Annotated in this window: 15 protein-coding genes; all 15 read left to right on the forward strand. The window is 51.5% G+C overall.

Annotated features, from left to right (window positions below; genetic code table 11):
• Position 1: 1 nt before the first annotated feature.
• The 15 genes from AC6ESO_RS09660 (at position 2) to sigE (ending at position 20,429) form a co-directional block, all read left to right on the forward strand.
• Complete coding sequence (locus tag AC6ESO_RS09660; RefSeq protein ID WP_497091206.1) at positions 2 to 2,236, forward strand: penicillin-binding transpeptidase domain-containing protein; 2,235 nt, start codon at positions 2 to 4, stop codon at positions 2,234 to 2,236.
• A 95-nt stretch (positions 2,237 to 2,331) separates the two neighbouring features.
• Positions 2,332 to 4,272, forward strand: coding sequence for a stage V sporulation protein D (locus AC6ESO_RS09665; RefSeq protein WP_497091207.1), 1,941 nt, complete (start codon positions 2,332 to 2,334; stop codon positions 4,270 to 4,272).
• 105 nt (positions 4,273 to 4,377) lie between these two features.
• The gene (locus AC6ESO_RS09670) at positions 4,378 to 5,862 is read left to right on the forward strand and encodes a UDP-N-acetylmuramoyl-L-alanyl-D-glutamate--2,6-diaminopimelate ligase (RefSeq protein WP_497091208.1); all 1,485 of its coding nucleotides are present in this window, start codon (positions 4,378 to 4,380) and stop codon (positions 5,860 to 5,862) included.
• Positions 5,862 to 7,268, forward strand: coding sequence for a UDP-N-acetylmuramoyl-tripeptide--D-alanyl-D-alanine ligase (locus AC6ESO_RS09675; protein WP_497091209.1), 1,407 nt, complete (start codon positions 5,862 to 5,864; stop codon positions 7,266 to 7,268). The genes AC6ESO_RS09670 and AC6ESO_RS09675 overlap by 1 nt, the downstream gene beginning before the upstream one ends.
• Before the next feature lie 10 nt (positions 7,269 to 7,278).
• Complete coding sequence (gene mraY, locus AC6ESO_RS09680; protein WP_497091210.1) at positions 7,279 to 8,235, forward strand: phospho-N-acetylmuramoyl-pentapeptide-transferase; 957 nt, start codon at positions 7,279 to 7,281, stop codon at positions 8,233 to 8,235.
• A 628-nt stretch (positions 8,236 to 8,863) separates the two neighbouring features.
• Positions 8,864 to 10,303, forward strand: coding sequence for a UDP-N-acetylmuramoyl-L-alanine--D-glutamate ligase (gene murD, locus AC6ESO_RS09685; protein ID WP_497091211.1), 1,440 nt, complete (start codon positions 8,864 to 8,866; stop codon positions 10,301 to 10,303).
• Positions 10,304 to 10,348: 45 nt separating this feature from the next.
• Positions 10,349 to 11,446: a stage V sporulation protein E gene (gene spoVE / locus AC6ESO_RS09690; RefSeq protein WP_497091212.1), complete on the forward strand. Its 1,098-nt coding sequence runs from the start codon at positions 10,349 to 10,351 to the stop codon at positions 11,444 to 11,446.
• 7 nt (positions 11,447 to 11,453) lie between these two features.
• Complete coding sequence (gene murG, locus AC6ESO_RS09695) at positions 11,454 to 12,566, forward strand: undecaprenyldiphospho-muramoylpentapeptide beta-N-acetylglucosaminyltransferase (RefSeq protein ID WP_497091213.1); 1,113 nt, start codon at positions 11,454 to 11,456, stop codon at positions 12,564 to 12,566.
• A gap of 178 nt (positions 12,567 to 12,744) precedes the next feature.
• Positions 12,745 to 13,650: a UDP-N-acetylmuramate dehydrogenase gene (gene murB, locus AC6ESO_RS09700; RefSeq protein WP_497091214.1), complete on the forward strand. Its 906-nt coding sequence runs from the start codon at positions 12,745 to 12,747 to the stop codon at positions 13,648 to 13,650.
• Between the two features lie 15 nt (positions 13,651 to 13,665).
• On the forward strand, positions 13,666 to 14,946 hold the full coding sequence (gene murA, locus AC6ESO_RS09705; protein ID WP_091219514.1) for a UDP-N-acetylglucosamine 1-carboxyvinyltransferase: 1,281 nt from the start codon (positions 13,666 to 13,668) through the stop codon (positions 14,944 to 14,946).
• A gap of 91 nt (positions 14,947 to 15,037) precedes the next feature.
• A complete protein-coding gene (locus AC6ESO_RS09710; protein WP_497091215.1) occupies positions 15,038 to 15,802 on the forward strand; it encodes a cell division protein FtsQ/DivIB in 765 nt (254 codons plus the stop codon).
• Between the two features lie 241 nt (positions 15,803 to 16,043).
• A complete protein-coding gene (gene ftsA / locus AC6ESO_RS09715; RefSeq protein WP_494818769.1) occupies positions 16,044 to 17,288 on the forward strand; it encodes a cell division protein FtsA in 1,245 nt (414 codons plus the stop codon).
• Positions 17,289 to 17,305: 17 nt separating this feature from the next.
• Positions 17,306 to 18,424: a cell division protein FtsZ gene (ftsZ, locus tag AC6ESO_RS09720; protein WP_494818770.1), complete on the forward strand. Its 1,119-nt coding sequence runs from the start codon at positions 17,306 to 17,308 to the stop codon at positions 18,422 to 18,424.
• A gap of 299 nt (positions 18,425 to 18,723) precedes the next feature.
• On the forward strand, positions 18,724 to 19,728 hold the full coding sequence (gene spoIIGA / locus AC6ESO_RS09725) for a sigma-E processing peptidase SpoIIGA (protein WP_497091216.1): 1,005 nt from the start codon (positions 18,724 to 18,726) through the stop codon (positions 19,726 to 19,728).
• Entirely contained in the window at positions 19,707 to 20,429 is a 723-nt protein-coding gene (gene sigE / locus AC6ESO_RS09730) for an RNA polymerase sporulation sigma factor SigE (RefSeq protein WP_090638315.1), read from the forward strand. The genes spoIIGA and sigE overlap by 22 nt, the downstream gene beginning before the upstream one ends.
• The last annotated feature ends 60 nt before the right edge of the window (positions 20,430 to 20,489 follow it).

Here is a 20,489-nt window from a genome sequence, read left to right on the forward strand (position 1 = left end):
TATGACAAAGAGAATTAGATTACGGACATTGTTGGTCGGAGGGTTCATCACCCTCCTTTTTGTTTTATTAGTAGGTCGAATCTATTGGGTTCAAGTGGTGCACGCCGACTTCTGGGCGGATAAAGCCAGAGAAGTATGGTCGAAGTCGGAGAAGATTATTCCGGTTCGCGGGACGATTTCTGATCGGGAAGGCAATATACTCGCTATGGATGTCGCGGCGTATACGGTTGCTGTCAATCCGAAGATCATTCATGACTTGAAGCTGGAAAATGTAATCATCAATAAACTGAGCGGTGTTCTTGGCAAATCGCAGATTACACTGCGCGAGATTGTAGAAGCAAAGCAGAAGAACGGCGAATACTATCAACAGCGCGAGGTGCGTAAAGAAGGCTGGAAGATTGATAAATCGGTTGCGGATCGCATTCTCCGTTTCAGAGACCAGCTTGTCGAGCAAACCGGCCAGAAGGATGTTGGCATCTACTTGATTGATCAGCAGAAGCGCTCCTATCCGAAAGGCAGCTTGGCTTCACATATTCTCGGCTATGAGAATAAAGAAGGAAAGGCTGTTATGGGGCTTGAAGCCGCGCTGGATGATAAGCTGAAAGGTACAGAGGGCGAAATCAAATACGAGCGGGACGGCAACGGTGTCATTCTGGAGAATGGAACCGTCAACTTTAAGCCTTCCGTGGACGGTAAAAATATTAAGCTGACGATCGATACCGAAATCCAGCACTACATCGAAGAAGCGATTAAAGAAACGTACGATAAATATAAGCCGAAGAGCATCACGGCGATTGCGGCGGACCCGCAAACGATGGAGATTCTCGGGATGGCGAATATGCCCGATTTTGACCCGAATACGTACTGGACTGCACCGCAGGAGAACTTTTACGATCATTCGATTAAGTCCTTGTATGAGCCGGGTTCGACATTTAAGATCGTGACGCTCTCTGGCGCGGTCCAAGAAGGTTTGTTCAACCCGGACGCGACCTATAAATCCGGTGCCATTAAAGTACCCGGCGGCACGATTCATGATATCAACCGTGAAGGCTGGGGCACCATTTCGTTCTTGGAAGGGTTGAAACGCTCCAGTAACGTCGCTTTCGTAAAGCTGGGCTATGAAGGACTGAAAGCGGAGAAACTGATGAGTTATATCTCGAATTTCGGCTTCAGCCAGAAGACAGGCATTGAGCTTCCGGGCGAGATCAAGGGACAGGTTAACTTTAATCCCCGTTATCCAACTGAGGTTGCAACCGCAGCTTTCGGTCAAGGTAAAGTACTCGTAACGCCGATTCAACAAGTCGCGGCCGTGGCTGCCGTAGCCAATGGCGGCAAGCTGCTTGTGCCGCATTTGATCAAAGAAATTCAAGATCCGGTAACAAAGAAAGTAGAAGTGATCAAACCGCAGGTCGTCCGTCAGGTGATCACCGAACAAACGGCCAAGAAAGTGGATGAATACTTGGAGCAAGTCGTATCCGACCAAGAGATTGGTTCCGGACGCAGAGCCTACATTGAAGGCTACCGTGTTGCCGGTAAAACGGGTACTGCTCAGAAGGTTATCAACGGCGGATATGCAGACGATAAGTACGTGATTTCCTTCATCGGCTTCGCGCCGGTAGGCAACCCGAAGATCGTCCTTTACCTCGTAATGGATGAGCCGAATGATCGGTTAGCATCCGGCGGTACGGTTATGGCGCCTGTTTTCAAGCAGATCGTGCAGCAAAGCCTTCGCCATATGGGTGTGGATCCGGTGACAACGGTGAAGACGACAACCTCTAGCACGCCGAATCAAGAGCAAACCGTCGAAATTCCGAGTTTGACTAAGCTGGATCTAACGAAAGCGAAAGCGCAGTTGAAATCGCGTAAGCTAAACTACGAAATTGTCGGTAAAGGCACCACCGTCTTGCAGCAAATTCCGAAGGCTGGCACATCGGTCAGCCCGGATCAGCGAATCTATCTGTTAACGGAAGAGCGGACGAAGCTGCCGGTACCGAATATGAAAGGCTTATCGCTTCGTGACGCAATGGAAATGTGCTCGATTCTGCAGATTCGCGTGATGACCACAGGAGAAGGTTTTGTAACCTCCCAGTCATTAGCGAAGCAGGGGGAGAACAAAGTGCTTAAGCTTGTTCTGTCACCGCCGGCAATACAAGCCACCACGCAGACGAGTAACGGAGAAGATGCGACAACAGAAGCAAAAGACAACAGCAAATCGGGAACTACTTCAGGGGGCTAGGCTTGTTCTAAGCCCCTTTTTCTTTGAATAGGCTTGGATTAGGAAACGGATGGACGAACGTTCCCGTTTTACGAGCTATTCGGAGGGGATGTTAAGTGAAGGTTTCGAGTGTGACGATCAGGCGCAGGCTGTTCACGGCGCTTCTTATTGGCATTCTTGCATTCTCGCTTCTGGCCGGACGATTGGGTTATGTGCAGCTGTGGAAAGGCGAGGAGCTGGCAGCGAAGGCGGAGGATTCCTGGCGCAGGGAGATTCCGTTCTCGGCGAAGCGGGGCGAAATATTGGACCGAAATGGCTCCATGCTTGCGTATAATATAAGCTCACCTACCGTGATGGCGATACCTGCCCAGATCAAGGATGCAAAGTCGACGGCCGCGCAGTTGGCCGGTGTGCTGGATATGTCTGAGGATCTTATTTATACCACGATCAAGAAGAAGCAGATGATCGTCAGTCTTAAACCGGGCGGCCGCAAAATCACTACGGAGAAAGCGCAGCAAATTAGGGATCTTAATCTGCCCGGAATCGTGGTAGCTGAAGATAACAAGCGTTACTATCCGCTCGGAAGCTTTGCCTCGCATGTGCTCGGATTTACCGGGATCGATAATCAAGGCTTAACCGGTATTGAAGCCAAGTATGACAATATGCTGGAAGGCATTAACGGGAATATTTCTTTCTTATCGACGGCCGGAGGCGGGCAAATGCCCGGTTCGGGTGATACGTATTTGGAGCCTAAAGACGGACTTAACTTAGAGCTAACGATAGACAAGCAGATCCAGACGATTATGGAACGGGAGCTTGACCAAGCGATGGTCAAGTTTCAGGCGGACGACATCATAGCAATTGCCATGGATCCTACGAATGGCGAGATTCTCGGGATGGCCAGCAGGCCAACCTACGAGCCCGATAAATACCGCGATGTAGATCCGGCGATCTACAACCGCAATTTGCCGATTTGGATGACGTATGAGCCGGGGTCCACATTTAAGATCATTACACTGGCAGCCGCGCTCGAAGAGAAAAAGGTCAATCTCACTAGTGAGCATTTCTTTGATCCGGGTGCTGTTGAAATCGGCGGCGCACGGCTGCGCTGCTGGAAGAAAGGCGGCCATGGCAGCCAAACTTTCCTTGAAGTAGTGCAGAATTCTTGTAACCCGGGATTCGTTGCGTTAGGCAATAGACTTGGCAAAGAGAAGCTGTTCGATTATATTAAGAACTTCGGCTTCGGCAAAAAAACCGGAATCGACCTCGGCGGCGAGGAGAACGGCATTATGTTCAAAATGAGTCAGGTCGGACCGGTTGAGCTTGCGACTACTGCATTCGGTCAAGGGGTATCGGTTACCCCGATTCAACAGATCGCAGCTGTTTCGGCAGCGATCAATGGGGGTACACTGTATAAGCCGCATGTCGCCAAATCATGGATTAATCCCGAGACGGGCGATACCGTAAGCACGGTACAGCCGGAAGCGGTTCGAACGGTCATCTCCGAGGATACGAGCAAGCAGGTGCGAGAGGCGCTGGAGAGCGTCGTTGCGAAAGGAACAGGACGCAACGCTTTCATAGATGGCTACCGTGTCGGCGGTAAGACAGGTACAGCCCAGAAGGTTATCAACGGCCGCTATTCACCGAATGAGCATATCGTGTCCTTTATCGGTTTTGCTCCGGCAGATGATCCGAAGATTGTTGTCTATGTCGCAGTCGATAACCCGCAAGGGATTCAATTCGGGGGCGTCGTCGCCGCGCCGATTGTGCACAATATTTTGGAAGATGCACTGCCGTACATGGGCGTTGCTCCGCGGAAGGATCAGCTGAGCAAAGAGTATAAATACGGTGAAACACCGATTGTGGAAGTGCCGAATCTCATCGGCAAGACCGTCTCTGATATTTATGAAGATTTGAATATGAACTTCAACCTTACCTCGGCAGGGAGCGGGGACACCGTAATTAGGCAGTCGCCTGCTGCGGGCACGCGGGTCGACCGAGGGTCAACCATACGGATTTATTTAGCAAAAGACGATGATGAAAGCACTGTTCGCTGACTATAATGAGTATAGATAGATGAAGTAGGCCGCGACCCAACTTTGCTGCTTCTTCATAGGCGGCCCTGCGCAGATTTGATCTGCTCACGGGAGGGGACTTAAGCGATGCGTGTGGAACACTTGGCTGCACTGCTGCTCACATCTGTTCTTGTCGGCGAAGGGACTGCGGAGGTTGGTGGTATTGAGACCGATTCCCGCCGCGTCTTGCCCGGCTGCGTCTTTATCTGTTTGCGTGGACATACGGTTGACGGGCATGAATATGCGGCAGAGGCGGTTGCCAGAGGGGCTGTTGCCCTGGTTGTGGAGAGGCAGCTTGATCTGCCCGTTCCGCAGCTTATCGTGAAAGACAGCCGCTATGCGATGGCTGCGATCGCCAATCATTATTTTGATTATCCGAGCCGTAAGCTGAGATTAATAGGTGTAACGGGGACGAACGGCAAGACAACGACGACCTATTTGATTGAGAAAATTATGAGTGACGCCGGATTCAGCACAGGTGTTATTGGAACGGTGGAAATGCGCTACGCAGGCAAAACGCTGCCGATGTCGGGAACGACGCCTGAAGCGCTGGAGCTGCAACGTTCCCTTGCCGTCATGGTTGAAGCCGGTACGGAGTACTGCGTCATGGAAGTTTCCTCGCATGCACTGGAGCAGGGACGAGTAAAGGGCAGCCGGTACCGGATCGCGATTTTCACCAATTTGACGCAGGATCATCTCGATTATCATGCTACGATGGAGCGGTATGCTGCAGCCAAAGGGCTGTTGTTTTCCCGGCTTGGCAATGAATTCGGGCGTGCGCCGGAAGATCGCTTATTCGCGGTACTGAATGCCGATGATGAAGCCTCGCCGAAATATGCGGACGTAACGGCAGCTGAGGTGGTTACGTACGGCATCGATCATGATGCGGATGTACGTGCCGACAAGGTACGTATTACTGCACACGGGACCGCGTTTCATGTGGAAACGTTCGCCGGCTCTGCGGATATTACACTGCGCATGGTCGGTAAATATAATGTGTACAATGCGTTAAGCGCCATCAGCGCTGCTCTAATTGAAGGCGTGTCGCTGAAACAGATCAAGCAAAGTCTGGAAGAAATCCCCGGTGTTCCGGGCCGTGTCGAGTCGGTGCAAGCCGGACAGAAGTTCGCGGTCATTGTGGATTATGCGCATACGCCTGACGGATTACAGAATGTGCTTACTGCCGTAAAGGAATTTGCGGTAGGCCGCGTCATTTGCGTATTTGGCTGCGGCGGCGATCGCGACCGGACGAAACGGCCTCTCATGGGACGAATCGCCACGCAGCTCGCGGATTATTGCATCATTACATCGGATAATCCCCGTACGGAGGATCCGGAACGAATCTTGCTGGACGTTGAAGCAGGACTCATACAGGATGAAACGGCGGCTGATCGTTACGAGCTGCTTGCGGACCGCAGAGCGGCGATACAAAAAGCGGTTGAAATGGCGAGGCGTGACGATGTAGTATTAATTGCGGGGAAAGGCCACGAGACCTATCAGGATATCGGAGGCGTCAAGTATGACTTTGACGACCGCGAGGTGGCTAAAGAAGCGATAAGGAGTCTTTCATAGTGATTACACGTAAATTAAGTGCGATTGCCGCGATGTGCGGTGGAACGATACAAAACGATACAGACGCCGGCAGTCTGGAAATTGCCGGCGTCTCCATCAACTCCCGGCGCATGTCGCCGGGACAATTGTTCATTCCGATCAAAGGCGAGAACTTTGACGGTCATGAATTTGCAAGCAGCGCGATAGAAGGCGGAGCAGTCGCTACGTTATGGCAGCGGGATAAAGAACTTCCAGAAGCGCTTGCGAGTGGAGTGCCGCTTATTCTGGTGGACGATACAACGGCGGCCTTGCAGCAGCTTGCCTCCGCATATCGCGATGAATTGCAGGTGCGCGTCGTTGGCGTGACGGGCAGCAATGGCAAAACGACGACAAAAGATATGGTCGCAGCGCTGCTGTCGGGCTTTTTTCGCGTGCATAAAACAGATGGTAACTATAACAATCATATCGGCTTGCCGCTGACGCTTCTGGCTCTAGAAGAAGATGTGGAAGTTGTTGTGCTCGAGATGGGGATGAGCGAGTTCGGCGAGATCGATCTGCTGACACGGCTTGCGAAACCCGATGTCGCCATCATTACGAATATCGGCGAATCTCATATGCTCCAGCTTGGTTCACGTGCGGGCATTACCCAAGCGAAGCTTGAAATTGTGGCTGGCTTGAAAGAAGGCGGCTTGCTGCTTATTAACGGTGATGAACCGCTTCTACATGAAGGACTTAAGCAAGTTTCGTTGCCGGAGAACACAGAAGTACAAACCTTCGGTTTGCAGGAGGGGAATCGATGGGCGGCTGCGAACGTTATCGTGGATGCTACGACTTCAACCTTTGATGTTAGCGGCGATAATGGGCTCCAGCACGTTGAACTTCCGGTGGCCGGGACGCATAATGTATCGAATGCGCTCGCTGCGATTGCGACAGCGAAGAAATTCGGTCTGCCCGACGATGTGATTCGTCAAGGATTTGCTGGGCTGAAGCTGACAGCTATGCGCATTGAGCCGGGTGTTGCGTATAATGGAGCAATGCTACTTAATGATGCCTATAATGCCAGTCCGACTTCCGTCCGCGCAGCGATCGATCTCGTAGCAGGGCTATCTGGCTATAACTGTAAATGGCTCGTCCTTGGTGATATGCTGGAGCTAGGGCCTGATGAAGAAGCGATGCATAGCGCAATCGGCGCTTACGTGAATCCATCGAAAGCCGATCAGGTACTGACCTTCGGTAAGCTTTCGCAGAACATCGCCTCAGCAGCGGCAAAGCAGTTTGGCAGCTCTGACCGTGTAAAGGCATTCGAAGACAAACAACAACTTATAGAATGGCTCCGCGCACAACTAGTGCCGGAAGATCTCGTACTGGTGAAAGGATCCCGCGGCATGCGCATGGAAGAAATTATCCATGACCTGCAGCGTGCATAGAGGTGAAATTATGGACGTAAAGGTCATTCTTCTGTCAATCGGCGCTTCCTTCATGCTTGCGATACTGTTCGGACCTTTGTTCATTCCGCTGCTGAAACGGTTGAAATTCGGCCAGCAGATCCGTACAGACGGCCCGCAAAGCCATCTGAAGAAATCAGGGACCCCGACGATGGGCGGCATCATTATTATGCTTGCTGTGTTGCTGGCGTTTCTGAAGTTCTCGGATAAAACGTCTTCCTTCTGGGTGCTGCTCGTCGCATCGCTCGGATTTGGGCTGGTCGGATTTCTGGATGATTATATCAAAATCGTATTTAAACGGTCGCTTGGCCTGACAGCGATGCAAAAGCTCATCGGCCAGCTGCTTTTTGCCGTAATTATATGTGTACTGCTCTATCAAATGCATCATAGCACGGTGATCGGAATTCCAGGGACATCCGTGGAGCTCGATTTCGGATGGTTCTACTATCCGTTCGTCGTTATTATGCTGTTCGGTACTACGAATGCGGTTAACTTCACAGACGGCGTTGACGGATTGTTGGCAGGGACAGGCGCAGTCGCGTTCACAGCCTTCGCGATCCTCGCACTCCATGCAAGCGAACACGAATCGGCGATCTTCTCGGCCACGATGGTCGGCGCGATGCTGGGCTTCTTGGTGTTCAACGCGCATCCGGCAAAGGTGTTCATGGGCGATACAGGCTCACTCGGCATCGGCGGCGGTATGGCGGCTGTGGCGATTCTTACGAAAACCGAAATCCTGCTGGTCATTATCGGCGGCGTTTTCGTTCTGGAGATGCTGTCGGTTATACTGCAGGTAGGATCTTTTAAACTACGAGGCAAGCGAATTTTCAAAATGAGTCCGATCCATCATCATTTTGAATTGTCCGGCTGGTCGGAGTGGAAGGTTGTTACTTCCTTCTGGTTTGTTGGAATCGTGTTCGCGGCGATTGGTTTGCTGCTGGGAAGGTAAGGGGCTGGAGGCGCTTTAGGGATAGGACGCTGGGAGTACACCGCTGCGCGTGCGGATCATTGTTACGATCGCCGTTGTCCGTCGGAATTTTTTGAATTTATAACCGATTTATCGGTTGAATTCCGTCGGACAAAGGCGAACGCTGACGCTTCTACACAACGCCCGCCCGCTCCGCTCTTGTACCCGGCTATTCTTTTAAAGTCCCGAAGGGACAAGGCAGCGAAGCTGCCGACTGTCCTCAAAGTCCCGATAGGGACAAGGCAACGAAGTTGCCGATACGACCTCAAAGTCCCGAAGGGACAAGGCAGCGAAGCTGCCGACAACTTACCCTGCGCGGAAATGGGAGCGTGTCCCGAAGGGACGAAAGCGGGCACTACGCATAGGTTGCAACAACGCCGCGCCTCAGTGGCCCAAACGTTCTTCCGTGACGAAGTCAACAGGTAACACAGGCGCACCAAAATGATAGTTAGTCCCGCAAGGGACTTCGAGCACCCCCACCAACCGGACCTAGGAGCGCCTCTGACACTCGAACGTTATACCTTCCGGGTGTCCAGAGGGCCGGGGCCTCGGGGTCCCCCTTTCAAAGGGGGATTTAGGGGGATTGTCAATTGAAGGAGTGGTTACATATATGAAACACCCATCCTTATACAAGGATCAACAGGTTGTCGTCCTCGGCTTAGCGAGAAGCGGGGTCAGCGTCGCGAAGATTTTTCACAAGCTTGGCGCGAAGGTGACCGTTAACGATATGAAAGAACGTCATTTATCTCCCGAAGCGGACGAGCTGGACGCTTTGGGTGTTTCTGTTATATGCGGCAGTCATCCGGCTGATCTCATTGATGCGCGTACGGCACTGGTTGTGAAGAACCCGGGCATCCCGTACACGTCCGCACCGGTCAAGCAAGCGCTGGAGCTGGGCATCGAAGTGGTCACAGAAGTGGAAGTCGCCTATCTGCTGTCGCCTGCGCCGATTATCGGGATTACCGGGTCCAATGGCAAGACAACGACAACGACATGGATCGGCGAACTGCTGGAAGCGGCAGGACTCAATCCGATCGTAGCCGGCAATATTGGGACGCCACTATGCGAAGCGGCGCAGACGGCATCGAGCGAAGATTGGATTGTCGCGGAGCTTAGCAGCTTCCAATTGAAAGGCACTACGAAGTTTCGGCCGCTGATCAGCATGCTGCTTAACGTAGCGGAGACCCATCTGGACTACCATGGCGGCATGGAAGACTATGTCGCGTCCAAAGCGAAGCTTTTTGCAAATCAGACGCCTGAGGATACGGCGATTTTGAATGCAGATGATCCGGTTTGCCGCGAGCTGATGCATGCTGGAACGATACGCGCACGCATTCTGCCGTTCTCTACGACCAAAGAGCTTACATATGGCCTATGTGTAATCCCGCCGTTCCCAGCGGACCTCACGGAGCCTGCCGGAGATGTGAAGCGTCTGATTGTATGGCGTGACGAGCAAGGGCAGTCCCACGACATCATACAGGTGGACGAAGTTGGCATTCCGGGCCGCCACAATACCGCTAACGCGCTTGCAGCCATTGCGGCGTGTATCGCAGCAGGCGCGAGCATCGAAGCGCTTGTAGAGCCGCTTCGTCAGTTCCGCGGTGTGGAGCATCGACTGGAGTTTGTCCGCACTCACAACGGAATCGCTTACTACAATAATGCCAAAGCAACCAACGGAACAGCCACGATCATCGCGCTGCGCTCGTTCCAAGGCCGCCGTATCGTACTCATTGCCGGTGGGCTGGACAGGGGCTCCGACTTTATGGAACTGCTGCCGCATTTCCGCGATCAAGTGAAAGCTGTCGTCACGCTCGGCGAAACCCGCGGCAAAATTGCCGAAGTGGCAAGGCTCGCAGGTTTAACGTCCATTAAAGTCGTCGAACCTGTGGAGGACGCCGAAAGCACGCTGCTGCTCGCCGTACGGGAAGCGGCAGCCCTCGCGGAGCCGGGAGATACCGTTCTCCTGTCTCCGGCCTGCGCAAGCTGGGATATGTTTAAATCCTATGAAGAACGAGGGCGCATTTTTAAAGAATCGGCGCATAACTTGTAAGTAGGGGGCTTGTCCCTACTTAAGCTTGCAAGAGGTGTTCGCGCTATGGCAAAAGCCAGGTCTGCCCCGGATATGTGGATGATCATTTCGATTGGACTCATTTTGGCGATCGGACTTGTAATGGTATACAGCGCCAGTGCGGTGCTGGCCTTCCATGAATTTGGAGACAAATTCTATTATGTGAAACGACAGGTTTTGTTTGCTGCGCTCGGTATTGGGGCGATGATCGTCACCATGAACGCAGACTATTGGATTTGGCGCAAGTGGGCGAAGCTCGGTCTATTCGTTTGTTTCGGCATGCTGCTGCTCGTACTAGTACCCGGTATCGGGGTCGTACGCGGCGGTGCGCGAAGCTGGCTCGGGATCAGCTCGTTTGGCATTCAGCCTTCCGAGTTTATGAAACTCGCGATGGTTATTTTCCTCTCGAAGCTGCTTGCGGACAAGCAGCAGGCGGTAACGCAGTTTACGAAAGGCCTGCTGCCGCCGCTTGGGATTATGGGACTGGCCTTCGGGCTCATCATGATGCAGCCGGATTTGGGCACAGGCGCTGTCATGATCGGCGCTTCGCTGCTCGTGATTTATACGGCAGGTGCACGCTTAGCGCACTTGGGATCGTTAGCTTTAGTAGGGGTAGCCGGCCTCGTCGGGCTAATACTGGCGGCGCCATACAGGCTGCAGCGGATTACAGCTTTTCTTGATCCATGGGCAGATCCCCTTGGAGCGGGCTATCAATCCATACAGTCGCTCTATGCGATTGGACCAGGCGGGCTGGTAGGCCTTGGCCTTGGAATGAGCAGGCAGAAGTTCAGTTATCTCCCCGAGCCGCAAACCGATTTTATTTTTTCAATCGTGTCTGAGGAACTCGGCTTTATTGGCGGGACAACCATTATCACCTTGTTTGCGATCTTGCTATGGCGCGGCATGCGCACTGCAATTGCAGCACCGGATACGTTCGGCAGCCTGCTGGCCGTCGGCATCATCGGCATTGTCGCCGTACAAGTGTTTATCAATATCGGTGTTGTAATCGGCATGATGCCGGTTACGGGTATCACGCTCCCGCTGGTTAGCTATGGAGGCTCCTCGTTGACCCTACTGCTGACATCGTTAGGTATTTTACTGAATATATCCCGTTACTCGAGGTGACTAATACATGCGTATCGTATTGACAGGCGGCGGAACAGGCGGCCACATCTATCCCGCGCTTGCAATTGGCAAGCAGGTGATGGAAGAGCAGCCGGACTCGTCCATCCTGTACATCGGCTCCCCGAAGGGGCTTGAAAGCCGGATCGTGCCTGCGCAGGGCATTCCCTTCGAATCCGTCGAAATTACAGGCTTTAGACGAAAGCTTTCGTTCGAGAATGTCAGGACGGTCATGCGTTTTCTAAAAGGTGTTCGGAGGTCGAAGCAGCTGCTGCGAGATTTTAAGCCGGACGTTGTAGTCGGTACAGGGGGTTATGTGTGCGGACCTGTCATTTATGCCGCAGCCAAGCTAGGCATTCCGACACTCATCCATGAGCAGAATGCTGTCGCAGGCTTGACCAATCAGTTTCTCTCCCGCTATGCGAGCAGCGTAGCGGTCAGCTTCAAGGATGCGCTGTCGCAATTCAAGCGGCAGCCGAATACCTTATTTACCGGCAATCCTTGTGCAACCAGCGTCGTTAGAGCCGATAAAGAGCAAGGCTACTCCAGACTAAACATCCCGGCAGGCAGCCAGGTCGTGCTGCTTGTAGGGGGCAGTCGCGGAGCGAAAGCGATAAATGATGTCATGGTGGACATGGCACCGCTGCTTGAGCGGCTGCCAGACGTCCATTTTGTGTTTGTAACCGGAGAGAGCTATTACGAGAACACGAAGCGCCGCATTGAAGAGGTACGACCGGTACGTTCCGAGCGCCTCCAAGTGCTGCCGTATTTGCATCACATGCCAGAGGTGCTTGCGATTTCCGATTTGGTGGTCGGAAGGGCAGGCGCATCCTCTATTGCCGAATTGACGGCACTCGGCATCCCATCGATTCTGATTCCATCGCCGAACGTGACGAATAATCATCAGGAAGCGAATGCGAGAAGTCTGGCAGATGCCGGTGCCGCCGAAATGATCCTTGAACGCAATCTGGACGGGGAGCTCCTATTCGAGCGAATCAGCCGGATTATCCATAGCAAGCAAACGCAGACGGCGATGAGCGCTGCTGCAAAATCACTGGGCGTGCCGGATTCGGCAGCGCTGATCGCCCATGAATTGAAGCAATTAACAACTAGACAAAAATAAGTCTGTCCTATGGGCGATTGTCACACTCCTGTGCGGGAAGGCATAGTATATTGCATAATCGTGACCGTCACCCGGCGGGCCTCTCAGTCTCTGCTTCGCAGCAGGGCGGCGGGCCACCCGGAGGAGCGAACGAGCGCCAGGCAAGTTTCAATCGCTATAGCAGAAGGAGGTACGACAGATGGAGCAGTTTTTGGCGGAGCTTAGCGAATTAGATGCAGGCAGAGTCCTGTTTAACAAGCCACTCTCCGAATTTACAACTTGGAAAATCGGTGGACCGGCAGATGTACTTATTATTCCGAATACCGAAGACCAGCTGGTGTCGGTCGTCCGGTTGCTCCATAAACATGGGGTACAGTGGACCAATCTCGGACGCGGCTCCAACATGCTAGTCAGCGACAAAGGAATCCGCGGCGTCGTCATTCAACCGGGTGAAGCATTCGATTATGCACGATTTGATGGCACGCTCGTTCATGCAGGTGCCGCTTTCTCCTTTATTAAGCTGTCGGTTCTGGCAGGCAAAGAAGGGTTATCCGGATTGGAGTTCGCAGGGGGAATTCCAGGATCGGTAGGCGGAGCTGTCTATATGAACGCCGGCGCTCACGGGTCGGATGTGTCACGTATCTTCAAATCAGCTGACATTGTACTGGAAACAGGGGAATTGGTTCGCTACGGAACAGAGGATATGAATTTTTCTTACCGCCATTCATGCTTGCATGAACGGCCGGGCATCGTCATTGGAGCCGTGTTTGAGCTTGTGCAGGGAGAACGCAAAGAAATAATGGCGACTACTTCTGCTTATAAACAGCGTCGACTGTTGACTCAACCGCTGCAATTGGCTTGTGCCGGAAGTGTGTTCCGCAATCCGCCGAATGATTTTGCCGCAAGGCTCATTCAAGAAGCGGGTCTCAAAGGAATGCGCTGCGGTGGCGCCGAGATCTCGAACTTGCATGCCAATTTCATTGTCAACACCGGGCAAGCGAAAGCTGAAGACGTTCTCACCCTGATGAAAACCATACAAAGCACCGTGAAGGACAAATTTGGAGTCGAACTGGTGGCGGAGGTACTGGTTATGGGTGAGCGGTAATCCGGAGGTGATAAATTGGACAAATTGGTGATTGAAGGCGGGAAACCTCTCTCAGGAACCATTGTTATCCAAGGCGCGAAAAATGCCGCTTTGCCGATTTTAGCTGCTAGTATGCTGGTAGAAGGAAAAGTGACGATCGATCATGTACCGAAATTGCTTGATATCGACGTCATGCTTAACATTTTGCGCGAACTTGGCTGCCGAGCCGAGCACGAGGACGAAACCGTCACGCTCGATACGTCAAGCTTGCATTCTTCCCACATTCCTGAGGCTCTTATGCGTCAAATGCGATCATCCATTTTTCTTATGGGGCCGCTGTTAGCAAGGTTTGGCGAAGTAACGATATATCAGCCAGGCGGCTGCGCGATCGGAGAACGGAAAATCGATTTGCATCTTAGCGGCCTTCGGGCGCTGGGGGCGCAGGTCGACGAGGAAGACAGCCGAATAGTTTGTTATGCGAAACGGTTAAAAGGCGCGGAAATTCACCTGGATTTCCCGAGCGTCGGAGCTACGGAGAACATTATGATGGCCGCGGTGCTTGCCGAGGGGCTGACCACGATCAGCAATGCTGCTCGTGAACCGGAAATTCAAGATTTACAGCATTTCTTGAACAGTATGGGTGCCAAGATCTTCGGTGCCGGTACGGATACGATTACGATCGAAGGAGTAGAGAAGCTGACGCCTTGCCGCTATCAAGTCATTCCGGACCGGATTGTTACCGGAACAGTGATGGTAGCCGCTGCCGCAACGCGCGGGCAGGTGACACTGCTGAATACATGTCCTTCGCACTTAACCTCTCTCATCCATGTGCTTAGACGCACAGGTGTTCAAATAACGGTTGACGATGATATAATCAAAGTAGGTACAGCAGCACGCCCTAAAGCTGTTGACCGCATCGTAACCTCGCCTTATCCTGCTTTTCCTACCGATTTGCAATCGCAAATAATGGTTCTGCTTGCACTGGCGGACGGTGTAAGTGTCATGAAAGAAACGATTTTCGAAGGCAGATTCAAGCATGTCGATGAACTCTCACGCATGGGAGCCGATATCCGCGTTGATCTGAACTCCGCTTTCATCCGCGGCGTGTCACGTTTATATGGCGCTACGGTTGAAGCAACGGATTTGCGCGCCGGTGCAGCTCTGGTCATTGCGGGGCTTGCCGCGCAAGGGAAAACGGTCGTGGAGCAGGTGCATCATATCGACCGCGGCTACGACCGGATCGAGACGATGCTAGGCAGGCTGGGAGCCAGAATTACCCGCTATTCTCCTGTGCCGAACAATCAAATCGTTCCATAACAACAGGTGTGGACAGATATAAGAACGCGTGAGCGGCTTTTGCCATGATTGGCGGGAAGCCGTTTGCGTTTATACAAAGAGGGGACAACCTATGCAAGAGAAGATGCCCGTGCTGCGCGAACCCGTGAAACGGCGCAGAAGCGGCAAGAAGCTGTTAGCGGTGCTATTCTTATTGTTCGTCGTGATTCTTGGCGTACTATTCTTTAATTCTTCCATTAGCAAAGTAGCTACTGTGACTATTGAAGGCCAGCATTACCTGAACGCAGCCGAAATCCGGAAGGTTGCCGGCATTGCGGCAGGGGATTCTTTCTTTGGGACATCTGCAAGCAAATTAGAAGCAAGAGTGCATACGATTAAAGCCATTGAGAATGTGAAGGTCACCAAAGCATTCCCCGGAAGTATCACGATCCATGTGCAGGAGTTCAAAACCGTCGCCTACACCTTGTCGAAGAACGGCGAAATCACGGCTATTTTGGCTAACGGCACCGGTATTGCGGCCGGCACTGAGATGATTGTCGACAAGCCGATTCTGTCAGGCTGGAAGTCGGATGATCCGATTTTGGCCGAGCTCTGCAAAACGCTATCGACGATTCCAGAAGATTCCATAGCTGACTTCTCAGAGATTAAACCGGAGCCGTCTCCATCGTATAAGGATCGGATCAAGATCTACACCAGGACGCGTTTTGAGGTGATTACAGCGGTGTCGCTGCTGCCCGAGAAGATCCCAACGCTGAATGCCGTCATTGAAATTCAACCACCGGGACTAATTACTATGCTGCTTGCGGATAAATATGCTTCATTTACGCCTGAAGTCGCAGATAATCAAGGGATTTCCCAAAAAGAGACTACTCAATAGCTTCAAAGAATGATAGAATTTTAGTTATGTAGATTTAATTGCCCTTTTTGCATTTTTTCGGAAGAACTTCAACCAGAGCATGTACATTCATGTAATGGACGTTTAAATAAACCTTGAAAAAATTGTAGAAAAAAGAGGGATATTCAGGATTACGTTGAATTAAAAAGAAATGCAACGCAGTCGCGGCATTTAATGTACCTAATTAATGTACCTAATTAATGTTGAACGGAGGTGCCAGAGGTTGAGCAGCAATGACATCATCGTCAGTTTGGACATCGGTACATCCAAGGTTCGTGCTATTATTGGCGAAGTGAATAACGGCGTCATTAATATTATTGGGGTTGGATCGGCCGACTCGGAAGGTATCCGTAAAGGGGCTATCGTTGATATTGACCAAACCGTTCAATCCATTCGCAATGCGGTGGATCACGCCGAGCGTATGGTCGGTATTCAAATAAGCGACGTATACGTAGGCGTTCAAGGTAATCATATCGGTTTGCAAACGAATCACGGCGTTGTCGCCATATCCAATGAAGATCGCGAAATCGGAGAAGAAGACATCGAACGCGTTTTGCAAGCGGCGAAAGTAGTAGCTTTACCTCCGGAACGCGAAATCATTAACCTAGTTCCAAAGCAGTACTTGGTTGACGGTCTTGAAGGCATCTCGGATCCTAGAGGCATGATCGGTGTTCGTCTGGAAGTCGAAGCAACACTCGTTACCGGGGCCAAAACAGCGATACATAATTTAGCCCGGTGCGTCGAGAAAGCGAATTTGCGTATTGCCGGCATTATTCTAATGTCATTAGCGTCAGGACAAATGGCGCTCACCAAAGATGAGAAAATGATGGGTACTGTCCTTGCAGACATTGGCGCCGGATCCAGTACCATTGCAATTTTTGAGCAAGGAAGCATTGTTGCAACTTCCACGCTGCCGGTTGGCGGCGAGTATGTTACCAGCGATATTTCCTACGGACTCCGCACTCAAACCGAGCAAGCCGAGAAAATCAAGCAGAAGTTCGGCTGTGCGCTTATCGATGATGCGGCTGAAGATCAGAAATTCAAAGTGATGCGCATGGGCAGCAACGTGGAGAAGGAATTCTCTCAGGTTGACCTGGCCAACATCATTGAGCCACGCATGCAAGAAATTTTTCACTTGATCCGTCAAGAAGTGCGCCGACTTGGCTATGGAGATAAGATCAATGGATATGTATTAACGGGCGGTACAGTGACGATGCCGGGAACATTGGCACTGGCCCAACATGAGCTGGAAGCAAGCGTACGTATTGCAGTGCCTGATTATATCGGTGTTCGTGATCCTGCTTTTACCAGCGGTGTTGGTATGATTCAATATGTTTCAAAGTATATGAAAGGCAAGGTGGTTTCTTCGCCTAAGAAGAGCGCCAGCCGGAAGTCCAGTTCAACGAATTCGCCCTCGAAGCCTGGCCTTTTTGAAAAATTGAAAAATATGTTTAGTGAATTTATTTGATCGGGGGATACAACAGCATGTTGGAATTTGATTTCGAAAATGAGCAGCTGGCTCAAATCAAAGTCATCGGTGTTGGCGGTGGTGGCAGCAATGCCGTAAACCGAATGATTGAGAATGGTGTCAGAGGCGTAGAATTCATAACGGTGAATACAGATGCGCAAGCATTGCATATGGCGAAAGCGGAGCAGAAGCTTCAAATCGGTGACAAGCTGACTCGCGGACTAGGTGCAGGTGCAAACCCGGAGGTCGGCAAGAAAGCAGCTGAAGAGTCGCGCGAATCGGTCATGAACACGCTTAAAGGCGCGGACATGGTATTCGTAACAGCAGGTATGGGCGGCGGAACCGGAACCGGCGCTGCTCCCGTAATCGCTGAGATCGCTCGCGAATGCGGCGCGCTGACAGTCGGCGTCGTAACACGTCCATTTACGTTCGAAGGACGCAAACGCTCCGGACAAGCTGAGCTCGGTATCGAAGCGCTCAAAGAAAAAGTAGACACGCTGATTGTGATCCCGAATGACCGTTTGCTAGAGATCGTAGACAAGAAGACACCTATGCTTGAAGCATTCCGCGAAGCGGACAACGTGCTTAAGCAAGCTGTACAAGGGATCTCGGATCTGATCGCAGTACCGGGCTTGATCAATCTTGACTTCGCTGACGTGAAGACAATCATGACGGAACGCGGATCTGCTCTAATGGGTATCGGTAACGCAACCGGCGAGAACCGTGCTGCGGACGCAGCTCGCAAAGCCATTCAAAGCCCGCTGCTTGAAACATCCATCGATGGTGCGCGCGGTATTATCATGAACATCACAGGCGGCGCTAATCTCTCGCTCTATGAAGTGAACGAAGCGGCAGAGATCGTCATCTCAGCTTCCGATCCGGATGTAAACATGATCTTCGGTGCAAGTATCGACGAGAACTTGAAAGAAGAGATTAAAGTAACGGTTATCGCAACAGGCTTCGAGCACCGTAACAGAGCTGAGGTTCGCCGTCCTGTAACCGGACAGCCTGAACCAACAAGCGCTGACGCTCCACGCCAGCAAGCTGCAAGCACGGGTCCTAAACCGTTTGGCAGCAATGTATCCAGCGATCAACTCGATATTCCGGCATTTCTTCGCAATCGTCGCAATACCTAGTCATCTATAATAAGGACTTTAGCCGCTTTCCGGATCATCGGAAAGCGGCTTTTTTGCTATTTTCGCAGCTGGAAATCGTTACTTTTATTGGCACCGCAGAGCACAAACCAATCCCTTTGCACTAACCGAACGCTGCCCAATTCGCGTTAACGGTTAGTGCGGCATCGACAAAAAAAGATCGCTCCTGACGGCATGTTTAGACAGACATTGTAATAGGATTTAACTATACTAGACACAAGCCGCAAATCCTCGCTAAGCTTTTACGAGGGAATCGGCGACCAGGGAAGTGCGGCAGGAAGGTGAATGCACTGGATGCAGTTTATCTCGACGTATTATTCATGGTCAACCTGCTCATAGACGGCTCGAATTTGCTGCTGACAGCTTGGGTGCGAAGTATACGTGCAAAGTGGTGGCGGGTTCTCCTCGCCGCAGGTGTAGGCAGCTTGTATGCCGTAATGATTGTGTTTCCGCCGTTGTCGTTCATGTTTACGATCGTCATCAAGATCGCACTGTCTATCATCATGCTGCTCATAGCGTTCGGATTTGGAAGCGTTCAATATTTTGCTCGCCATGTAGGTGCGTTTTACGGCGTCAACTTTGCTGCCGCCGGTGCTGTAATTGGAGCCCATTATTTGTTTATGAACAGCTCCAATAAGCTTTGGAATACCGTCGCCACGGTAAATGGGAAATTATATTTCATGCTGAAGCCATCGATGCTCTTTGTCTTCAGTCTTATTGGCGTCGGCTATTATATCTACCGATCGGTGATGACACAGCGCAAAGAACGTGATTTGGTCACCAATCATCTCGCGGAGGTGAAAGTTCGAATCGAGGATAGGGAGCATAGCTGCACAGGGCTGATCGACACGGGCAATCAGCTGTACGAACCGTTGACCCGTACACCGGTTATGGTCATGGAAGCTGCCGTTTGGCAAGATGTGCTGCCTGCTTCATGGATTGCTCAAATTCGGGAATCGCAGGTCGATAAGCTCTTAGCGAGCATGACGGATGATAAGCCCTTCATTTGGCGAGACCGGCTAAGATTAGTGCCCTATCGTGGTGTGAATCGCGGTGCACAGTTCATGCTGGCGATTAAACCGGATCTTGTCATCATCAATCGCGATGGTGAAGTCTATGAATCCAAGAAAGTGCTCATTGGTTTAGACGCCGGTAAACTCGTCGCTGACGGCACCTACCAGGCGATCATCCATCCGTCACTTCTTCAAAATCGAAGTGTCACGATCGATACAATACACAGTTCTTCGGGAAGGGATGGAACAGCATGCTCGTCAAATGGAAATTGATCCTGCAGTTATATTATTATCGCGTTTTGTTTTTATTCGGATTAAAGAGCGAGGAAATTTATTATATCGGCGGGAGCGAGGCGCTTCCACCCCCGCTCACGCGTGAAGAAGAGGAATATTTGCTCGAGAAGCTGCCATCAGGTGATTCCGCGATCCGTGCGATGCTGATCGAACGCAATCTTCGCTTAGTCGTGTACATTGCCAGGAAATTCGAGAATACGGGCATTCATATCGAAGATTTGGTGTCCATCGGTGCAATCGGACTCATTAAAGCGGTCAACACGTTTGATCCTGAGAAGAAAATCAAGCTCGCTACGTATGCCTCACGCTGTATCGAGAATGAAATATTGATGTATTTGCGCCGCAACAGCAAGACGCGGACAGAAGTCTCGTTTGATGAACCGCTCAATATCGACTGGGATGGCAATGAGCTTCTCCTATCCGATGTGCTTGGAACCGAGAATGATACCATCTATCGTAATATTGAAGAACAGGTAGACCGCAAGCTGCTGCATAAAGCACTGGATAAGCTGACGGAGCGCGAACGGATTATTATGGAGCTTCGGTTTGGGCTTGCTGATGGGGAAGAGAAGACGCAGAAGGATGTTGCCGACTTGCTCGGCATTTCGCAGTCCTACATCTCAAGGCTGGAGAAACGGATCATTAAACGGCTGCGCAAAGAGTTTAATAAAATGGTCTAATTGGTGAACAAAGCGTCCGCAATCCCTGCAACAGCAGGGGTTGCGGATTTTTTTGCGCGT

The sequence above is a fragment of the Paenibacillus rhizoryzae genome (genome assembly GCF_059686995.1).

Bases quoted from the DNA above. Each gene is read 5' to 3' on its own strand.
- AC6ESO_RS09660 (WP_497091206.1), top strand. From the start codon at position 2: ATGACAAAGAGAATTAGATTACGGACATTGTTGGTCGGAGGGTTCATC.
- AC6ESO_RS09670 (WP_497091208.1), top strand. From the start codon at position 4,378: ATGCGTGTGGAACACTTGGCTGCACTGCTGCTCACATCTGTTCTTGTC.
- mraY (WP_497091210.1), top strand. From the start codon at position 7,279: ATGGACGTAAAGGTCATTCTTCTGTCAATCGGCGCTTCCTTCATGCTT.
- murD (WP_497091211.1), top strand. From the start codon at position 8,864: ATGAAACACCCATCCTTATACAAGGATCAACAGGTTGTCGTCCTCGGC.
- spoVE (WP_497091212.1), top strand. From the start codon at position 10,349: ATGGCAAAAGCCAGGTCTGCCCCGGATATGTGGATGATCATTTCGATT.
- murG (WP_497091213.1), top strand. From the start codon at position 11,454: ATGCGTATCGTATTGACAGGCGGCGGAACAGGCGGCCACATCTATCCC.
- murB (WP_497091214.1), top strand. From the start codon at position 12,745: ATGGAGCAGTTTTTGGCGGAGCTTAGCGAATTAGATGCAGGCAGAGTC.
- AC6ESO_RS09710 (WP_497091215.1), top strand. From the start codon at position 15,038: ATGCAAGAGAAGATGCCCGTGCTGCGCGAACCCGTGAAACGGCGCAGA.
- ftsZ (WP_494818770.1), top strand. From the start codon at position 17,306: ATGTTGGAATTTGATTTCGAAAATGAGCAGCTGGCTCAAATCAAAGTC.
- sigE (WP_090638315.1), top strand. From the start codon at position 19,707: ATGCTCGTCAAATGGAAATTGATCCTGCAGTTATATTATTATCGCGTT.